Origin of the sequence: Nonomuraea sp. AD125B, assembly GCF_041402765.1 — a bacterium.
Lineage (GTDB): Bacteria > Actinomycetota > Actinomycetes > Streptosporangiales > Streptosporangiaceae > Nonomuraea > Nonomuraea bangladeshensis.
The window spans coordinates 374,454-392,089 of the sequence record NZ_JBGLOU010000005.1; the positions used below are offsets into that span (position 1 = coordinate 374,454).

Annotated in this window: 19 protein-coding genes; 8 read left to right on the forward strand and 11 right to left on the reverse strand. The window is 73.8% G+C overall.

The window, feature by feature from the left end:
• Positions 1-8: 8 nt before the first annotated feature.
• From ACBR40_RS16205 to ACBR40_RS16225, 5 genes are all read right to left on the reverse strand, one after another.
• Positions 9-1,832 (reverse strand): hypothetical protein, encoded by a 1,824-nt coding sequence (locus tag ACBR40_RS16205; protein ID WP_371249236.1) that lies wholly within the window; start codon positions 1,830-1,832, stop codon positions 9-11.
• Complete coding sequence (locus tag ACBR40_RS16210; RefSeq protein WP_344204435.1) at positions 1,817-2,584, reverse strand: ABC transporter ATP-binding protein; 768 nt, start codon at positions 2,582-2,584, stop codon at positions 1,817-1,819. The genes ACBR40_RS16205 and ACBR40_RS16210 overlap by 16 nt, the downstream gene beginning before the upstream one ends.
• A 102-nt stretch (positions 2,585-2,686) precedes the next feature.
• A complete protein-coding gene (locus ACBR40_RS16215) occupies positions 2,687-3,478 on the reverse strand; it encodes a cytochrome c oxidase assembly protein (RefSeq protein WP_371249237.1) in 792 nt (263 codons plus the stop codon).
• Complete coding sequence (locus tag ACBR40_RS16220) at positions 3,442-3,990, reverse strand: DUF2243 domain-containing protein (RefSeq protein ID WP_371249238.1); 549 nt, start codon at positions 3,988-3,990, stop codon at positions 3,442-3,444. The genes ACBR40_RS16215 and ACBR40_RS16220 overlap by 37 nt, the downstream gene beginning before the upstream one ends.
• A 29-nt stretch (positions 3,991-4,019) precedes the next feature.
• A complete protein-coding gene (locus ACBR40_RS16225; RefSeq protein WP_344204442.1) occupies positions 4,020-4,421 on the reverse strand; it encodes an STAS domain-containing protein in 402 nt (133 codons plus the stop codon).
• Positions 4,422-4,573: 152 nt separating this feature from the next.
• Between ACBR40_RS16225 and ACBR40_RS16230 the strand changes: the two genes are divergently transcribed.
• Positions 4,574-5,767 carry a CoA transferase gene (locus ACBR40_RS16230; RefSeq protein WP_371249239.1) on the forward strand — a complete coding sequence of 398 codons (1,194 nt, stop codon included), beginning with the start codon at positions 4,574-4,576 and terminating at the stop codon, positions 5,765-5,767.
• Positions 5,768-5,931: 164 nt separating this feature from the next.
• Here the strand turns inward: ACBR40_RS16230 and ACBR40_RS16235 are convergent, their stop codons facing one another.
• The gene (locus ACBR40_RS16235; RefSeq protein WP_364458757.1) at positions 5,932-6,408 is read right to left on the reverse strand and encodes an SRPBCC family protein; all 477 of its coding nucleotides are present in this window, start codon (positions 6,406-6,408) and stop codon (positions 5,932-5,934) included.
• A gap of 94 nt (positions 6,409-6,502) precedes the next feature.
• On the opposite strand from ACBR40_RS16235, the gene ACBR40_RS16240 reads away from it, so the two are divergent.
• The 7 genes from ACBR40_RS16240 to ACBR40_RS16270 all read left to right on the forward strand — a co-directional run bounded on the left by ACBR40_RS16240 (position 6,503) and on the right by ACBR40_RS16270 (position 13,237).
• Positions 6,503-7,336, forward strand: a complete 834-nt coding sequence (locus ACBR40_RS16240) for an alpha/beta hydrolase family protein (protein WP_371249240.1) — start codon at positions 6,503-6,505, stop codon at positions 7,334-7,336.
• A 55-nt stretch (positions 7,337-7,391) separates the two neighbouring features.
• Complete coding sequence (locus ACBR40_RS16245) at positions 7,392-7,889, forward strand: hypothetical protein (RefSeq protein ID WP_344204454.1); 498 nt, start codon at positions 7,392-7,394, stop codon at positions 7,887-7,889.
• Positions 7,890-8,194: 305 nt separating this feature from the next.
• A complete protein-coding gene (locus ACBR40_RS16250; RefSeq protein WP_371249241.1) occupies positions 8,195-9,277 on the forward strand; it encodes a dihydrodipicolinate reductase in 1,083 nt (360 codons plus the stop codon).
• Positions 9,274-9,789: a carboxymuconolactone decarboxylase family protein gene (locus ACBR40_RS16255; RefSeq protein WP_344204458.1), complete on the forward strand. Its 516-nt coding sequence runs from the start codon at positions 9,274-9,276 to the stop codon at positions 9,787-9,789. The genes ACBR40_RS16250 and ACBR40_RS16255 overlap by 4 nt, the downstream gene beginning before the upstream one ends.
• A gap of 10 nt (positions 9,790-9,799) precedes the next feature.
• Positions 9,800-11,428 carry a GMC oxidoreductase gene (locus ACBR40_RS16260; RefSeq protein WP_371249242.1) on the forward strand — a complete coding sequence of 543 codons (1,629 nt, stop codon included), beginning with the start codon at positions 9,800-9,802 and terminating at the stop codon, positions 11,426-11,428.
• A gap of 172 nt (positions 11,429-11,600) precedes the next feature.
• Positions 11,601-12,404: an IclR family transcriptional regulator C-terminal domain-containing protein gene (locus ACBR40_RS16265; protein WP_344204463.1), complete on the forward strand. Its 804-nt coding sequence runs from the start codon at positions 11,601-11,603 to the stop codon at positions 12,402-12,404.
• On the forward strand, positions 12,401-13,237 hold the full coding sequence (locus ACBR40_RS16270; RefSeq protein ID WP_371249244.1) for a nucleotidyltransferase domain-containing protein: 837 nt from the start codon (positions 12,401-12,403) through the stop codon (positions 13,235-13,237). Before ACBR40_RS16265 ends, ACBR40_RS16270 begins: the two co-directional genes overlap by 4 nt.
• Here ACBR40_RS16270 and ACBR40_RS16275 read toward each other — a convergent pair.
• Genes ACBR40_RS16275 through ACBR40_RS16295 form a run of 5 tightly spaced genes read right to left on the reverse strand, consistent with a single transcriptional unit; the run spans position 13,227 to position 17,485 of the window.
• Complete coding sequence (locus tag ACBR40_RS16275) at positions 13,227-14,189, reverse strand: zinc-binding dehydrogenase (RefSeq protein WP_371249245.1); 963 nt, start codon at positions 14,187-14,189, stop codon at positions 13,227-13,229. The genes ACBR40_RS16270 and ACBR40_RS16275 overlap by 11 nt on opposite strands.
• Before the next feature lie 15 nt (positions 14,190-14,204).
• Positions 14,205-14,567, reverse strand: a complete 363-nt coding sequence (locus ACBR40_RS16280) for a hypothetical protein (RefSeq protein ID WP_344204474.1) — start codon at positions 14,565-14,567, stop codon at positions 14,205-14,207.
• A complete protein-coding gene (locus ACBR40_RS16285; RefSeq protein WP_344204477.1) occupies positions 14,564-15,430 on the reverse strand; it encodes an extradiol ring-cleavage dioxygenase in 867 nt (288 codons plus the stop codon). Before ACBR40_RS16285 ends, ACBR40_RS16280 begins: the two co-directional genes overlap by 4 nt.
• Positions 15,423-16,268, reverse strand: coding sequence for a citryl-CoA lyase (locus tag ACBR40_RS16290; protein ID WP_371249246.1), 846 nt, complete (start codon positions 16,266-16,268; stop codon positions 15,423-15,425). Before ACBR40_RS16290 ends, ACBR40_RS16285 begins: the two co-directional genes overlap by 8 nt.
• Before the next feature lie 38 nt (positions 16,269-16,306).
• Positions 16,307-17,485, reverse strand: a complete 1,179-nt coding sequence (locus ACBR40_RS16295) for a CaiB/BaiF CoA transferase family protein (protein WP_371249247.1) — start codon at positions 17,483-17,485, stop codon at positions 16,307-16,309.
• Between the last annotated feature and the right edge of the window lie 151 nt (positions 17,486-17,636).

Here is a 17,636-nt window from a genome sequence, read left to right on the forward strand (position 1 = left end):
GGATCGCTTCACCCGGTGGCGGTGGCCGACGAGGACGAGCTTAGGCGCATGGGGATCAAGATCGCGTAACCGTACATGAGCAGCCCCAGGGCGATCATGAAGATGATCGTGGGCCATTGCCAGACCGGCGGGAGATGGAGGGCGAGGAACCACACGGGGTCCTGGATGCCGACGATCTTCATGACCAGGGGCACGAGTCCCTGGGGGAACAGGGGAAGCCAGGCGATGGTGTAGCAGACCGTGACGCCGATGCGGTGCTGGATGGGCAGGTCCGCGGTGGAGGGCTTGTCGGCCTGGGGCGCCGGGCCGTGCTTCATGAGGTTGAGCAGCTCGATCCCGTGGCTCTCCAGCCTGCGATGGGCGATCCGGCCGAAACCCCAGGCGCAGAGCACGCCGGTCAGCACCCCGGTGGCGATGCCTGCCCAAGGGTGCAGGAGGACGGCGGCGGCCGTGGGAAGGGCGGTCGTGGGGACCGCGACGAGCACGAGCCAGGCGAGGCTGGTCTCGGCGGTCTCGTCGGCGCCGGTGCTGAGCGGGTTGCCGCCGCGCTTGTGGGGGTCGGTGCCGGGGACGAGCGAGGTGACGGCGAGCAGGATGACGACTCCCGCGCCGCCGCCGAGGAGGGCGGGGAGCAGGCCGAGCACCCACGGCCAGGCCCAGGTCTCGCCGCTGACGAGGGTGCCGGCCACGGAGAGGACGACGGCCGCCGGGCCCACGATGAGGAACCAGGCCAGCTGACGGCCGCGTACGTCGGCCCGCTCCGCCCCCGGCGTCATGAGGGTGAGCCACAGGGCGGTCCCGTCGGCGCCGTAGAGGTTGGCCGAGGACGCGGCGGCCATCACGATCGCGATGAGCCCCATGAAGGGGACCATGGCCCAGACGCCGATGGTGACGAGCAGGAGGGGGGTGACGAGCGCGTAGGCGAAGGCGGTCGCGAGGAGCTGGATGCGGACGAGGTCGCGCCACCAGGCACGCAGTTCCTTGGCGGCGACGACGCGGGCCCCGCCGGCGGTGGGGAAAGGCCGGGGCGCGCCACGGCGGGGCGGCACACCGCCGCGAACGGCCGACACGACGCGGCGCGACAGCAGGGCCGCCCAGGCGGCGAGGAGGAGGGCGATCACGCCGGCGTTGCCGGCGAGGATGGCGAGGGCGAGGGGCCAGGACGCTTCCACGGCCGCCACCCCCCACCCGGAGGGCAGGACGCGGACCAGGATCTCCGACCAGGCGGCGGTGTCGGCACCGCCGAGAGCCACGAGGAGCGCCCAGCCGTTGCTGCACAGGGCGATGGCGGTGCCGGTCAGGACGCCGACGGCGACCGCGGTGGCACGGGACCTGACGAACAGGCCGATGAGCGCCACGATGACGCGGGAGACCATCACCATGGTGACGAGCGTGGCGACCGCCGCGACCAGGCCGATGAGCACTCCGGCCGGGCCGAAGCGCCAGCCGTACACGGGCAGGGACAGCAGGGCGACGAGGTTGACCGCGGGCGCGGGGCCCGCGAAGGCCCCGGCGAGCAGTGCCGCCGCGATCCGGCCCGGCGTGGCCGGGAGCATCGAGAAGTACTCGGGCCGCAGGGCCTCGTTGCCGCCGCCGATGAAGATGGGGCCGAAGATCCAGCCGGAGAGCCACACCGCCAGGGTGACGGGCAGGTAGGCGGGCCACAGGACGGCGACCGCGATCGTCCCGAAGGCCAGGATCAGCCCGAGCGAGGCGCCGCCGTAGAGGTTGGTGGCGTTGTCGCCGCGCAGGGAGTTGCGCGTGAGGGCCAGCCGCATGCGGACCATGTGCCGGGCCAGGGCGGCCGGGCCCGGGGTCACGAGGTCAGCCATGCCAGCCCCTCCGTTCCGCCGGCGCGGGCGCCGACGAGGTCGATGAAGGCGTCCTCCAGGGTTCCGGCGCCGCGTACGTCGGCCAGCGGCCCGGCCGCCACGACCCGGCCGTCGGAGATGACGCCGACGTGGTCGCAGAGCTGCTCGACGAGGGCCATGACGTGGCTGGAGATGATCACCGAGCCGCCGTTGGCCGCGAACCTGCGCAGGATCGTCCTGATCGTGGCCGCGGAGACGGGGTCGACGGCCTCGAACGGTTCGTCCAGGACGAGCAGGCGGGGCGCGTGCAGGAGGGCGACCGCCAGGCCGATCTTCTTGCGCATGCCCGTGGAGTACTCGATGACCAGGGTCCGCTCGGCGGCGTCGAGCTCCAGGATCTGGAGGAGCTCGTCGGTGCGGTCGGCGACCACGTCGGGCTGGAGGCCGCGCAGCAGGCCGAGGTAGGTGAGGACCTCGCGGCCGGTCAGCCGCTCCGGCATGGCGTTGCCGTCGGGCAGCACGCCGATCAGTCCCTTGGCCCGTACGGTGTCCCGCCAGACGTCCACGCCGAAGATCTCGGCGCTGCCGGCGTCGGGGCGGAGCAGGCCGACGGCCATGGCCAGGGTGGTGGTCTTGCCGGCTCCGTTGGGGCCGACCAGACCGTAGAAGGAACCGGCGGGGACGGTGAGATCGATGTCGTCCACGGCCAGATGGTCGCCGAAGGCTTTGCGGAGGCCCGTCGTGCGGAGGGCAGGCTCCTGGTGTGTTGGCATGCCTTGAGCATCGCGCGGGGGCCGGGGGCGACAGATCGCCCGGGTGGGGAGCGAGACGGTGGATTCCGGCATCAACCGATCGGTTGATGCCGGAACGCCGTGTCAGCCCGGCCGGCGGGCGTACGCAATCCGCCTCGCCGGCCGCCAGCCGGCCACCAGGACGGCCGCCAGCAGGAGTTCGGCGAGGTCGCCGCCGTAGTACATGATCTCGGCGGCGCCGGTCCGCTGCGCGGCGGGCACCGGCAGGTCCACCGCGAGCCCGGCGTACATGAGCTGGGAGAGGCCGGCGTGGGCCGCGACGGCCACGCCCAGCACGACCAGGCGCGCCGGCACCGAGGGGCGGCGCGGGGCGGGGTCAGGACCGGCGATCGCCCACGCGAACAGGCATCCCGCCAGCAGGAAGTGCACGTGCACCAGCTCGTGCAGCCACGGCGTGACCAGGGCGGCGCGGTAGAGCGGCGTGCAGTAGAGCACGATCATCCCGCCGGCGCTCAGCACGAGCGCGGTGACCGGGTGCGCCAGCAGGTGCGGCACGCGGGCCCGCAGCAGTCCGCCGAGGCGGCGCGCGTACGGGCGGAGCAGCGCGCGCAGGAGCAGGGTCACCGGCGCGCCGAGCACCAGGCCCAGCGGCGCGAGCATGGCCACCAGCAGGTGCTGCGTCATGTGGCCGCGGAAGTCGGCCGCGCCGTACGCGGCGAGCGGCCCGGTGAGCGCGAACGCGGCGAGCGCCGCCCCGCCGGTGAACGCCGCCGTCCGCCACCGGCTCCAGCCCGGGGTCCGCGCCGCCGCCACGAGGTAGCCGACGAGCAGCAGGGCGAGCAGCACCGGCAGGGTGGCGGCGTGCTCGTGCTGGTGCGTCACCGCGGGCGGCCGGCCGCCGTACGCGGCTCGCACAGGTCGACGACCCGCGCCCCGCGCTGCAGACCCCAGCCGCCCGCCACGAGCAGCGCGCCGAACAGCAGGAACCCGAGGTCCCAGGCGAGCTGTCCCGGCCCGGTCCGTACGTGGTGGATGCCCAGCAGGTGGTGGTCCACGACGCCCTCGACCAGGTTGAACAGCCCCCACCCCACGAGGACCCAGCCCCACAGCGCCCGCGAGCGCCACACCCGCCCGCGCGAGGCGGTGACCCGGGAGTACAGCAGCCCGATGCCGGTCAGCACCGCGATCCAGGTGAAGGTGTGGAACAGGCCGTCCCAGAGGGTGTTCATCTGGAGGCCGGGCACGGTGGTCACCGGATAGTCGCGCACGCCGATGTTGTCGGTGTCCGTGCTGCTCAGCATGTGGTGCCACTGCAGGATCTGGTGCAGCAGGATCCCGTCGACGAACCCGCCGAGCCCGATGCCGAGCACCACGCCGGGCAGCGCGATGCGCCGCCGGTCGTCGCCGGCCCTACTCTCCTCTGCCATGGCGACCCGCCTACCCCGCGGGCGGCGGCTCACGCCACGGGGGGCTCGACCGGCTCGCCGAACGCGGGCATCCCGACGAGCTTCATCAACCGGCCCATCTGCTGCGGGACGTCACGGACGACCGCGCGGCCCGGGGCGGCGAAGGCCGCGAGCGCCCGCAGGCCGGTGACGTCGGTGAAGCTCACCCCGCCGACGTCGACGACGAGCTCGTCGTCGATCCGCCGGGCCTGCTCCAGCGTGCGCCGCAGCTCGGCGGCGTTGCTGCGGTCGATCTCGCCGACGACCCTGACCAGCGAGGGGCCGGGACGGACGGTGCAGGTGACGCGGAGGAGGGGATCGACGTGGAGCAGGTGCTCGGCGGCGCCGCTCTCGTCGTGGCCGGTCGCACCCCGCCGCGTGTGCGCCTGGAGCGGATGCAGCACCTGCCTCATCACTGCCTCCTCGCCCGTGTCGTGGGACCCGGGGGGACCCGGCTGTTCCACGGTAACCGCGACGAACAATACACGAATTACTTTTCCGTAGAAAATCTTCACTGATTCCGGCCGGTGGTCCGGGAAGGACGCCCCGGCGTAGGGTCTGAGGCGTGATCGATGATCGGACGGCGCCGCTGGCCGGGCTGCGGGTGGTCGAGCTGTCGAGCTTCGTCGCCACGCCGCTCGGCGGGATGACGCTGGCGCAGCTCGGCGCGGACGTCGTACGGGTGGATCCGATCGGCGGCGGCCCCGACATCGGGCGCTGGCCGCTCGCGCCCTCCGGCCGGAGCCTCTACTGCGGGGCGGGGCTCAACAAGGGCAAGCGCTCGCTCACCGTGGACCTGCGCTCGGCGCGTGGCCGCGAGCTGGTCGCCGGGCTCGCCGCCGCGGCGGGCACGCTGGTGACCAACGCGCCGCCGCGGCCGGGGCTGACGTACGAGGAGCTGCGGGAGCGGCGGCCCGACCTGGTGTACGCGCGGCTGCTCGGCCACCGCGACGGGCGCAGCGCCGTGGACTACACGGTCAACGCCGAGCTGGGCTTCCCGTACGCGACCGGCCCGGAGGATCACGACGGGCCGGTCAACCACGTGCTGCCCGCCTGGGACGTGGCGTGCGGCCTCTACCTGGCGATCGGCCTGCTGGCGGCCGACCGGCGGCGGGCGGCGACCGGAGAGGGCCGGCACGTCGAGCTCGCCCTGCACGACGTGGCCCTCGCCACCGCCGGCAACCTCGGCTACCTCGCGCAGGCCCAGCTCGGCGAGGCCCGGCCGCGCATCGGCAACGACCTGTACGGCGACTTCGGCCGCGACTTCGGCACCTCCGACGGGCGGCGCGTCATGGTCGTCACGCTCACCGCGCGACACTGGCGCGACCTGGTGGCGGTCACCGGGCTGGAGCGGGTCATCGCGGCATTGGAGGAGGCGCTGCCGGCCGACTTCAGCCGCGACCGCGACCGCTACACGCACCGGGAGGCGCTGGCCGGGCTGCTCGCGCCGTGGTTCGCCGCGCGGACGGCGGCCGAGGCGGGCAAGGCGCTGGCGGGCACGTCGGTGCTGTGGTCGCACTACCGGACGTTCGCCGAGACGGCGACGGGCCTGGCGCGGCACCCGCTGATGGCCGAGCTGACGCAGCCGGGCGTCGGCCCGCACCTCGCGCCGGGGTCGCCGCTCGTGCTCGACGGCCGCCAGGCCCCGCCGGAGCCCGCCCCCGAGCTGGGGGCGGACGCGGAGACGGTGCTGGGCGAGCTGCTGGACCTGCCGCCGTCGGAGGTCGCGGCCCTGCGCGCGGACGGCGTGATCGGCTGAGCCCCGCGAGGCGGCGTGATCGGCTGAGCCGCGCGAGGCGGCGTGATCGGCTGAGCGGCGCAGCACTCAACCGGGCGGGGGCGCGGCACCCAGCCGGGCGGGGCGGCGCGGCACTCAGCCCGGCGGGGCCACACGGCACTCAGCCCGGCGGGGCGGCGCGGCCGTCAGCCGGGCGGCGCGGCGGTCTCCTCGGTGATCCGCTTGAGGTGGGCGTTGCGGAGCAGAATGAGCCGGGCCAGGTAGCGGCGCAGCACCAGGACCTCCGCCACGACCCCGAGCGGCCCGGCGGGCGCGGCGAAGTCGACCACGTCCCGCATGACCGTCCCCTCCCCGTCCGGCGCGAGGACGAAGTGGTGCGCGTGCCGCCACCGCCGGAACGGGCCCGCGACCTGCTCGTCCATGAAGTACGCGGGCCGCTCGTACCCGCTGATCAGCGACGTCATCCGCCAGGGGACGCCGAAGTGCCGGGCCCGCCAGGTGACCCGGTCGCCGGGCCCGAGCAGGCCGGAGGTGACGCCGGCGACCGCCCGTTCGCGGGAGGCGGCCATCGAGGCGGTGTGGAGCTCGACCGACAGCGAGGTGTCGAAGACGAGCTCGGGCGGGGCGTGGATGAGGGTCACGACCTCGAAGCACGATGACACGCCCAAGATGCTACGTTTCGCCCCCTTCGAGGGAGCGCCCCCGGCGGTGCTACGCTCCTCCTCGAACCGATCGGTACCATCTAAGGGAGCAACCGTGGCCGACCCGCTCATCACCGACCCCCTCGACGTGCCCGGCCCGCGCGCGGCCACAGTCCCGCTGACCGTCGGCAGCGCCGGCACGCCGCTGCCCGGCGTCCTGCACGTGCCCGCCGGCCCCGGCCCGCACCCCGTGCTGATCCTGCTGCACGGCTTCCCCGGCAACGAGCGCAACTTCGACCTGGCGCACGCCGCCCGCCGGGCCGGCTACGCGTCCCTGGTGTTCCACTACCGGGGCTCCTGGGGCGCGGCCGGATCGTGGTCCTGGGCGCACGTGCTGGAGGACGCGGCGGCCGCGGTCGCCGCGATGCGCGACCCCGCGACCGTCGCGGCCTGGCGCCTGGACCCCGACCGGCTGGCCGTGGTCGGGCACAGCGCGGGCGGGTTCGCCGCGCTCATGACCGCGGCCGCGATGCCGTCGGTGGCCGCCGCCGGGTCGATCGCGGGCTTCGACTTCGGCGCGGCCGCCGCCGCCTGCCGCGCCGACCCCGCGCTCGCCGACGCCTACGTCGAGGCGTGGCGGGACGAGCTGCTGCCGCTCGCCGGCACCAGCGCCGAGGACCTGGTGGCCGAGATGCTGGCGGCCGGCGACGCCTACCGCCTGGCCGGCCTGGCCGACCGGCTGGCCGGGCGCCCCGTCCTGCTCGTCGGCGCGGGCCTGGACACCGTCGCGCTGCCCGAGGTCCACCACCGGCCGCTGGTCGAGGCGTACGCGGCCCAGCCCGGCAGCCTGCTCGACCACCACGTCCTCGACACCGACCACGCCCTCGCCGACCAGCGGGTGGCGCTGGCCCGCACGCTGATCGGCTTCCTCGACCGGCGGCTCGGATGACGCCCGCTTCGGGCTGATTCAACGCTGGGTGCGCGGGTAGTTGCGGAAAGTGAACATGCGAACCATCGCCGTTGCCGTGGCCCTGGCGGCCCTGACCGCCGGATGCACGAAGACGACCATCGACACCGCGCAGCACGCGCCGCAGAACGACGGTGCCAACGGCGACGCGAGCCAGACCCTCCACCTGCGCAACGTGTTCGTGCTCAGCGCCACCGACCCGGCCATGCCCTTCCAGCAGAACTACCTGTACGGGGTCGTCATCAACAACGGGCACCAGCCGGCCCAGCTCGAACGGATCACCCCGGAAGGGGGCGGCTCGGTGCAACTGCCCGGGCCGCTCACGGTGCGGCCGCTCGAGCCCGTCGGCACCGGCGAGCGGCCCATCGCCACGGTGACCGGGGTGAGCGGCGGCACGGTGGCGATGACGTTCACCTTCACCGGGGCCTCGCCCCTGCGGCTTCAGGTGCCGGTCATGGAGCGGGCCGGGTCGTACACCCACCTGACGCCGCCGCCCGGCGGCCCCACCGCTCCGGCGGCCTCACCCACCTCCTGATTCCCATCGGACCGCCCGTCCATTGACTTCCCGGACGGAAGGTCGCAGACTCGGGCAACCAGCCACGGCCCGATCAGCACCACAGAGATCGGGACGGCGGGCACGAACGTCATCGGGGAGACGGCGGCCGGTCGCAGGGGCAGGTCACGCGGGGCGAGGTCCGCGCCGGCTGCGGGGCGCGCACACCCGCCCCGCCACACCCTGCCCCTGCGCCATCGCTCACGGGACCGCCCCTTCTCACCATCGCCCAAGTCCTGGTGTGCACGCATCTATACAGTTAACCAAGCGCTTGCTACGCTCCGCCCATGGTGCCCACCGTCATCTGGGGGACCGGCAACATCGGCCGCGCCGCCATCCGCGCCGTCGAGGCGCATCCCGGCCTTGAGCTGGCCGCCGTCCTCGTCCACGACCCCGACAAGGCCGGCCGCGACGCCGGCCCCCTGAGCGGCCTCGGCCACGACCTCGGCGTGGCGGCGACCACCGACGTGGACGCCGTCCTCGCCGCCGCACCCCGCGCGGTCGTCTACGCCGCCTCCGGCGACATCCGCCCCGACGACGCGCTCGCCGACGTCCTGCGCGCGGTCCGCGCCGGCGCCGTCGTCGTCACCCCCTCCCTCTACGCCCTGTACGACCAGCGCAACGCCCCGCCCGAGCTGCGCGCCCGGGTGCTGGCCGCGATCGAGGAGGGCGGCGGCTCGCTGTTCGTGTCGGGGGTGGACCCCGGCTGGGGCAACGACGTCCTGCCGCTGCTGATCAGCGGCCTCGGCGCCACCGTGGACGCCGTACGCTGCCAGGAGATCTTCGACTACACCGCCTACGACCAGCCCGACTCCGTCCGCTACCTGGTCGGCATGGGCCAGCCGATGGACTACGAGCCGCCGATGATCGCCCCCACCGTGCCGACCATGGTGTGGGGCGGCCAGGTACGCCTGATGGCCCGCGCCCTCGGCGTCGAGCTGGACGAGATCCGCGAGCGCGTCGAGCGCCGCCCCCTCGACGCGAGCGTCACCACGCCGGCCATGGGCGTGTTCGAGGCGGGCACGCAGGGCGCGCTCCGCTTCGAGGTGCAGGGCGTGGTGGAGGGCGAGGCGCGCATCGTCGTCGAGCACGTCACCCGCATCCATCCCTCCTGCGCCCCCGACTGGCCCGCTCCCCCGGCGGGCGGCGACGGCGCGCACCGGGTGATCATCGAGGGCAGCCCGCGCATCGAGGTGACGGTGGAGGCCACCGACGAGGGCGGCAACCGCGCCGCGGGCGGCAACGCGACCGCCGCCGGCCGCCTGGTGAACGCCATCGACTGGCTGGCGGCGGCCGAGCCCGGCCTGTACGACGCGCTCGACGTGCCGCTCCGCCCCGCGACGGGCCGACTCGGAAGGAAGCACCCGTGATCGTCGACATTCCCGAGGACAAGGACCCGATCGCGTACGTGTGGGGCGAGATGGTCCCCGGCATCGGCCCCGCCGCCGCGGGCTTCTCCCTCGCCGTGTACGCGCACACCACGCTGGGCCTGCGCGAGTTCGAGGCGGCCAGGCTGCGGATCGCCCAGCTCAACGGGTGCATGTTCTGCCTGGACTGGCGGACCGAGCGGGACGGCGAGAAGGTCGAGGACGGCTTCCTCGACGCGCTGGCCGAGTGGCGCACCACGGACGCCTTCGACGAGCGCACCCGCCTGGCCGCCGAGTACGCCGAGCGCTACGCCCTCGACCACCACGGCCTGGACGAGGAGTTCTGGGCCCGGATGACGACCCGTTACAGCCAGGCCGAGATCGTCGAGCTGAGCATGTGCATCGGCTCCTGGTGGGCCTTCGGCCGGCTCAACCGGGTGCTCGGCCTGGACACCGCGTGCGTGCTTCCCGGCGCCGGACGGTCCCCCGCCGGCGAGCGTCGTCGAGAGAAGTGAGGAACCCCCCATGAACGACGCCTCCTCCTTACGCCCCTCCTCCGACCTTCGGCTGACCCGACGCGGGTTCATCGCCGGCACCGGCGCCGCGGTCGTCCTGGGCGGGGCCGCCCCCGCGCGGGCGGCCGCCCCCGCCGCACCCATCGCGGACGGGGCGCACGTCCCGGTCCTGGTCATCGGCACCGGCTACGGCGGCGCGGTCGCCGCGCTCCGGCTGGCCCAGGCCGGCGTGGACGTCCACATGGTGGAGATGGGCATGGCCTGGGACACGCCGGGCAGCGACGGCAAGATCTTCTGCAACACGCGCGAGCCCGACTACCGGTCGTTCTGGCTGCGCACCCGTACGAAGGCGCCGCTCAACTACTTCCTCGGCTTCCCCATCGACCGCGACATCCCCCGCTACACCGGCGTACTCGACGCCGAGGAGTTCGCCGGGATCACCGTCTACCAGGGCCGCGGCGTCGGCGGCGGCTCGCTGGTGAACGGCGGCATGGCGGTCACCCCCAAGCGGGAGAACTTCGCCTCCGTGCTCCCCACGGTGAACGCGGCCGAGATGTACGACGTCTACTACCCGCGCGCCAACGCCGGGCTCGGCGTCGGCACCATCGACCCGGCCTGGTTCGAGTCGACCGCCTACTACCAGTACGCCAGGGTCGGCAGGAAGCACGCCCAGCGGTCCGGGTTCCCGTTCGTCTTCGTCCCGGACGTCTACGACTGGAACTACATGAAGCAGGAGGAGGCCGGCACCGTGCCCAAGTCGGCGCTGGCCGCCGAGATCCTCTACGGCAACAACGCGGGCAAGAAGTCGCTGCAGAAGACGTACCTGGCGCAGGCGAAGGCGACCGGCCGGGTGGCGATCTCGCCGCTGCACCGCGTCACGTCGGTCGCCCCCGCCGGCTCCGGCCGGTACGCGGTCACGATCGAGCAGCTCGGCACCTCCGGCGCGGTCACCGCCACCAAGACGGTCACCGCCGAGCGGGTCTTCTTCGCCGCGGGCAGCGTCGGCACCAGCAAGCTGCTGGTCAAGCTGAAGGCCACCGGCGTGCTGCCGAACCTGAACGGCGAGGTCGGCAAGGGCTGGGGCGACAACGGCAACGTCATGTGCGGCCGGGCGAACCACCTGTGGGACCCGACCGGCGACCGGCAGTCGGCGATCCCGTGCGCGGGCATCGACAACTGGACGGCCGGCGGCGCGTTCGCCGAGGTCGCGCCGCTGCCGACGGGGATCGAGACGTTCGCCTCCTTCTACCTGTCGATCACCCGCAACCCGAACCGCGCCGAGTTCACCTGGAACGCCGCGACCGGCCGGGTGGACCTGAGCTGGCAGACGGCGTGGAAGCAGCCGTCCATCGACATGGCCAAGACGATCTTCGACAAGATCAACTCCAAGGAAGGAACGATCTACCGGACCGACCTGTTCGGCGTCTACAAGGTCTGGGGGGACCACCTGACGTACCATCCGCTGGGCGGAGCGGTGCTCGGCCGGGCCACCGACAACTACGGCCGCCTGTCCGGCCATCCCGGCCTCTACGTCATCGACGGGGCGCTGATCCCCGGCAACACGACCGTGAACCCGTTCGTCACCATCACGGCGCTGGCCGAGCGCAACATCGAACGCATCATCGCCACGGATCTCTGACCACGGACAGACGTCCGTAGGCCGACCGTCCAGGCACGCCCCCTGCTCGGCTTACCCGGTGACCGCGGCTGGGACGGGCGGTTTCCCGCCCGTCTCAGCAGCCGCTGTGCGGACAACCCGCCCCGACGGTCTAGAGTCGGAGCGGCGGGATCCGAGCAGGGAGGGCGTTCACATGGCACGTGCCGACACCGGCCCCGACTTCATCGAGGCGCTGGCCCGCGGCCTCGACGTGATCAGGGCGTTCCAGCCGGGCCGGCCGGTCATGTCCCTGACCGAGGTGGCCACCGCGACCGGCCTCGCCCGGCCCACCGCCCGCCGCATCCTGCTCACCCTCCAGGAGCTCGGCTACGCGCGGAGCGAGGCGGGCGGCTACGCGCTCACGCCGCGCGTGCTGGAGCTCGGCGTCTCCTACGTGCGCTCGATGGGCCTGTGGGAGGTGGCCAGGCCGCACATGGAGCGGCTGGTGGCGCAGACCCGCGAGTCCTGCTCGATCGCCCAGCTCGACGGCTCCGACATCGTGTACGTCGCCCGCGTCGCCGTCCCCAAGATCGTCACCCTGTCCGTGCAGATCGGCACCCGCTTCCCGGCCCTGCAGACGTCCCTGGGCAAGGTCCTGCTGGCCGCGCTGCCGCCCGACCAGGTGGACCGGGTGCTGGCCGAGCCGAGCCGGTCCGGCGTCGAGCCGCGCTGGCGGCCCGACGCGGCCGAGCGGGACGCCGCGCTGCGCGAGGTCCGCGCCAAGGGCTGGGCGATCACGGACGAGGAGCTGGCGCTCGGCATCCGCAGCGTGGCCGCGCCGCTGCGCGACGGGCTCGGCAACGTCATCGCGGCGCTCAACGTCAACGCCCACGCCGCCGAGACCTCGGTGGAGCGCCTGTCCGACGAGCACCTGCCGCTGCTGCTGCGGACGGCGAGCGCGATCAGCGCCGACTGGGCGACGTACGAGACGGTCCCGCACGTCACGGTCACCTCGTGACGCCGCCCGCGCAGCTGTCGCGGGCGGTCGAGCACTACCTGTCCGTCGCCGACCGCCTGGCCCCGGGCCTGGTCACCGGCTGCTACGTCGTCGGCTCGGCCGCCCTCGGCGACTGGCGGCCGGACGTCAGCGACATCGACGTGGTCGCGGTCGTGGGCCGGACGGCCGGCGAGCGGGAGCTGCGGCGGCTGTCGTTGCTGCACAAGCTGGGCAACCTGCGGGCCGCCGGGCTTGCGCTCGCCCGCCGGCAGCCGCACCTGCCCGGCACGGTCAACGCCGTCTTCGTCGCCGCCGCCGACCTGCGCGAACCGGTCACCAGGATCCGGCCGGTGGCCTCGCACAGCGGGCCGTCGTTCCGGCGCGGGCAGGGCTTCGACGTCAACCCGGTGATGTGGACCGTGCTCCGCGAACGCGGCATCCCGGTGCGCGGGCCCGCCCCGGCCACGCTGGGTCTCGACCCGGAGCCCTCGCTGCTCCGCTCCTGGACCCTCGACCAGCTCCGCGGCCACTGGGCCCGCTACGCCTCGCGGGCGCTCTCCGCCCGGCCGCCGCGCAGGCGGCTGCAGTCGCCGTACGGGCTGGCGCTGGCGTACGCGCTGTCGCCGCCCCGGCTGCACCGTACGGTGGCGACCGGCGAGGTGATCTCGAAGGAGGAGGCGGGGGCGTACGCGCTGGACACCTTCGACACCCGCTGGCACCCGCTCCTCCAACTCGCCCTCGCCCACCGCCGCGGCACTCCCGGCCCCGCCCTCGACCCGTCCCGGGTCCCCCGCCTGACCGGCGAGTTCATCCACGAGGTGATCGCCGCCGCACGTCCGGAGTTCAGGGGGTGAGGACCAGGCGGCCGGAGGTGGCGCCGGTGGACTGGCGGTGCCAGGCAGCGGGGGCGTCGGTCAGGGGGATGCGTTCGTGGGCGACGTGGAGGCGGCCCTCCAGTGCCAGTGACGCCACGTGGCCCATCGCCGCCGCCCGCTGCTCGCCCGTCAGCTCGTTGTTGGTGTAGCCGAGGATCCGCAGGGAACGGCCGCGCAGGGTGGAGGAGTCGAGCGGGGACGTCTCCCCCGCCGAGCCGCCCAGGTTGACCAGCCGTCCGCCGGGCCGCAGCGTGCGGGCGGCCGCCGCGGCCGGCACGCCGTACAGCGGGTCGAGGACCAGGTCCACGGGGCCGTCGCAGGCGGCGGCGAGGCGGGCGGCCAGTGCGGCCACGTCGTCGCCTGGCTCCAGCGGGACGACGGCGTCCGCGCCCGCCTTGGCGGCGCGTTCGCGGGCGGCGGCCGAGCGGGCGGCGGCGACGACCCGGCGGGCGCCGTGGGCGCGGGCCAGTTGCACGGCCGCCTGACCGACCGCGCCTCCGGCCCCCAGGACGAGCACCTGCTCCCCTTCCGCCAGCTCACCGCGCCAGGTCAGCGCCTGGTACGCGGCCACGGCCGACAGCCCGAGCGCGGCCACCGCGACCGGGTCGGCCCCGGCGGGCAGCTCGACCAGGTCCGCGGCCGGCACCCGGGCCAGCTCGGCCATGCTGCCGTCGCCCGGCGCCATCCCGGCCCGCGTCGGGAACCACACGAGCCGCCCGTCCTCGGTGAGCGTGCCGACGCCCTGGACGCCGGGCACGTACGGCGTCGCCGGCGTCCCGAAGTACGACGTCCCGCTCGCGCACAGCAGGTCGAGCGGGGTGATGGGCGCGGCGAGCACCCGCACCAGCGGCTCGTCAGGACCCGGTTCGGGATCGGGGCACTCGGCGACGACGGGCGGCTCGCCGCACGTCACGATCCGCGCGGCTCGCATCGCGCATCCTCTCCTTTATGTGGATATGTCTGGGTACGGGAGGCTGTACCCGGACAACCGCTGCGCATACTCCAGCTGGAACCCCAGCGGTTCCGCGTAGTCCCGCTCGAACATCGCGATGAACAGCGTCAGCGTCAGGAACGGATGCGCCCCCAGCTCGAACAGCTTCGGGTAGTCGTGCGTGGCCAGCGCCTCCCGTTCGGCGTCGTCGAAGCTCAGCCAGGTCGAGCGCTCGTCGAGGTGCGAGCCGAGGATGCGGCCCGCCTCCTCGGCCTCCCACCACTCGACGGTGGCCCGCGGCTGCTCGCGGTAGCGTTCGACCAGCTCGGGATCGCGATCGACGGTGAACAGGAACTTGTCGAGCAGATACTTGCTCATGCGCGGCCGCCTCCGTCCGGATACCAGGTGAAGTACGCCTCCATGGTGTGGAACAGGTCGTAGGTGTCGGTGTAGTCGGCCTTGCGGCCCTCACCCGCGACCCCCATCATCAGCATGAAGTCCATGAACCCGTGGGTGGCGTTGCCGGGGCTCCACAAACTGTCGAGGGTGACCTCCGACAGGCAGCCCTCCAGGTCGCCCGTGGAGATCCATTCGACGGCCCTGCGGTCGAACTCGGGGTCGGGGCCGTGCGGCCCGAACTGGCGCGGCCCGCCGAGCTCCAGCGACAGGTGGCCGGTGCCGATGACGGCGACCCTGCGGTCGTCCGGCCACGACTCGATCAGCTCGCGGATGGCCTGCCCGAGCTGCACGAAGCGCTTGGGCTGCGGCAGCGGCGGGGCGAAGATGTTGGTGTAGACGGGCACGATCGGCAGGTCGTTCTGCGGGCGCAGCGTGATGATCGGGCACGTGATCGAGTGGTCGATCCGCAGCTCGTTGGAGAAGGCCAGGTCGAAGCCGAGGTCGAGGCCGCCGCGCAGGAGGTGGGCCGACAGGTCCTCCTCGCCCTGGCAGGTCATCCGGGGCAGGCCGAACTCGCGTTCCTCGTTGTACCAGTTGGCGTCGTAGAAGGGGGCCTTGCCGACCAGGAACTGCGGCATGTTGTCCAGCCACAGCTGGTGGAAGTGGTCGGAGCCCACCATGACGAGCACGTCCGGGTTCGCCCTGGTCAGGGTCTCGCGGAAGGCCATGACCTTGCGGACCCACTCGTCGGCGAACGGCGGCCGGTCGGCGCCGGTCGCCGTGGACGCCCGGTAGTAGAAGGGATGGTGGGTGGACGCGATGACCGCGACGAGCTCAGCCATGCAGACCTCCGTCGGCGTACGGCTCGGGGGGGATGGACCGGTTGTTGAGGTCCACGGACAGGAAGATGTCGTTGGCCACGGGGTGGCGCAGCTCCTCGGCGAGCTGCCCGATGAGCCCGGCGGTCCGCGCCAGCAGGGCGAAGGCGCGCAGCAGCTCCAGCGGCAGGCCGAGGTCGGCGAGCGCGGCCCCGCACACCCCGGCGCCGTTCAGCGGCAGCGTCCGGCCGAGCACCTGGGGGTGGACCCGGCCGACCGCGGCGAACAGCGACAGGTGCGGGCCCACCAGGCCCTCCTCGGCCGCGATGGCGAACAGCCGGGGCGTGCGCGGGTCGCCGTCCTTGTGCACGTGGTGGCCGAGGCCGGGGATGAGCGCGCGGCGCTCCCTGCGGGCGCGTACGGTCTCCAGGGCGAGCGCGTCCCACCCGGCGTCGTCCGTCGGCAGCGGCCCTTCGCAGGCGCGCAGCACCTCGGCGAGGAAGCGGCCGCAGTCCTCGGTGACGCCGAGGAAGCGCGAGCCGCCGCCGAGCAGCCCGGCCGCCAGCGCCCCCTGCACGGAGTCCGGCGCCGACAGGTACGTCAATCTGGTCACGATCGCGGTCGGCGTGAACCCGTGGTCGGCCAGCGCGGCGAGCACCGCCTCGAACACGCGGGCCTCGCCCGCCGTGGGCCGGCGCTGGACGGCCAGCCAGAACGCCAGCTCGCCGAAGCCCACGTGGCCCATGACGTCCTCGGCGAGGTCCTGCCCGAGCAGGGTGATCGTCGTCCGTGACGACGCCCCGAGCGCCGTCGGATAGTCGCGCTCACCCTTCTGAGGGTCGTCGGATGGTCGCTCGCTCACGCGCCCTTCCCTCTGAGCGTCGTCGGACGGTCGTTCGCTCACGCGCCCTCCCCTCCGAGTGGCCGGTCCGGGCCGGCCAGCCAGGCGCGCAGCTCCGCGCCGTGCTCGTCGAGCTCGGGCGGCGGCAGCGGGTAGCGGGCCGGGGTGGCGGAGAAGCGGATGGGGTGGCGGGTGGTCGGCACCGCCCGCTCGCCCTCGCCCACCTCGACGACGGGGTCCAGCCCGAACCGCTCGGCCATGGCGAAGCCGCCGTCGATGGTCTGGATCGGCCCGCTCGGCACCCCGGCCTCGACCAGCAGCTCGAACCACTCGACCGCGCCCTTGGCGGCCAGCGCCGCCACCAGGATCGGCCGCAACTCCTCGCGGCGGGCGGTGCGGTCGGCGTTGCGGGCGAAGCGCGGGTCGTCGGCGGTCTCCGGGATGCCGAGCACCTCGCACAGCTTGCGGAACTGGCCGTCGTTGGCGGCCGCGACGATGAGGTCGTCGTCGGCGGTCGGCAGCGGCTCGTACGGGAACACGCTCGGATGCGCGTTGCCCATCCGGTACGGCACGACGCCGCCCGCCACGTACGCGGAGCTGTGGTTGACCAGCCCCGTGAGCGCCGAGGACAGCAGGTTGACCTCGACGTGCTGCCCCTCCCCCGTGGCCTCGCGGTGCCGGAGCGCGGCGAGGATGCCGATCACCGCGTGGTTGCCCGCCATGACGTCGAAGACGGAGATCCCGGCCCGGTAGGGCGGCCCGTCGGGCTCGCCGGTCAGGCTCATCAGACCGGACATGGCCTGCACCATGAGATCGTAGCCGGGCACCCGGGCGCCGGGTCCTGAGCCGAAGCCGCTGATGGAGGCGTAGACGACGCGGGGGTTGGCGGCGCTCACGGCGGCGTGGTCGAGGCCGTACTTCGCCAGGCCGCCCGGCCGGAAGTTCTCGATGAGGACGTCGGCGCGCCGGGCCAGCTCGCGGGCCGCCGCGGCGTCGTCCGGGTCGCGCAGGTCGAGCGCGATGGAGCGCTTGCCGCGGTTGACGCCCAGATAGTAGGTCGAGGTCTCGCCCCGCACCGGCGGCGTCCAGCTCCGGGTGTCGTCGCCCTGGGGTCCCTCGACCTTGACGACGTCGGCGCCCAGGTCGGCCAGCAGCATCGTGGCGTAGGGCCCGGCCAGGACGCGGGAGAAGTCGGCGACCAGCACGCCCTTGAGCGGTCCGCCCCCGTCGTCCACCATCAGTCTCCCTCCGTTGTGCGGACACTTGTCCGTAAGCGGGATTCTGGCACATTCGGGCCGACGCGGCATAGGCCTTGACAGCCGAACGGCCGCTCGTAGAGTTACGGCGAACAGCATGACCGTGTAGCGGACAACCGTTCGGAAGAGCTAG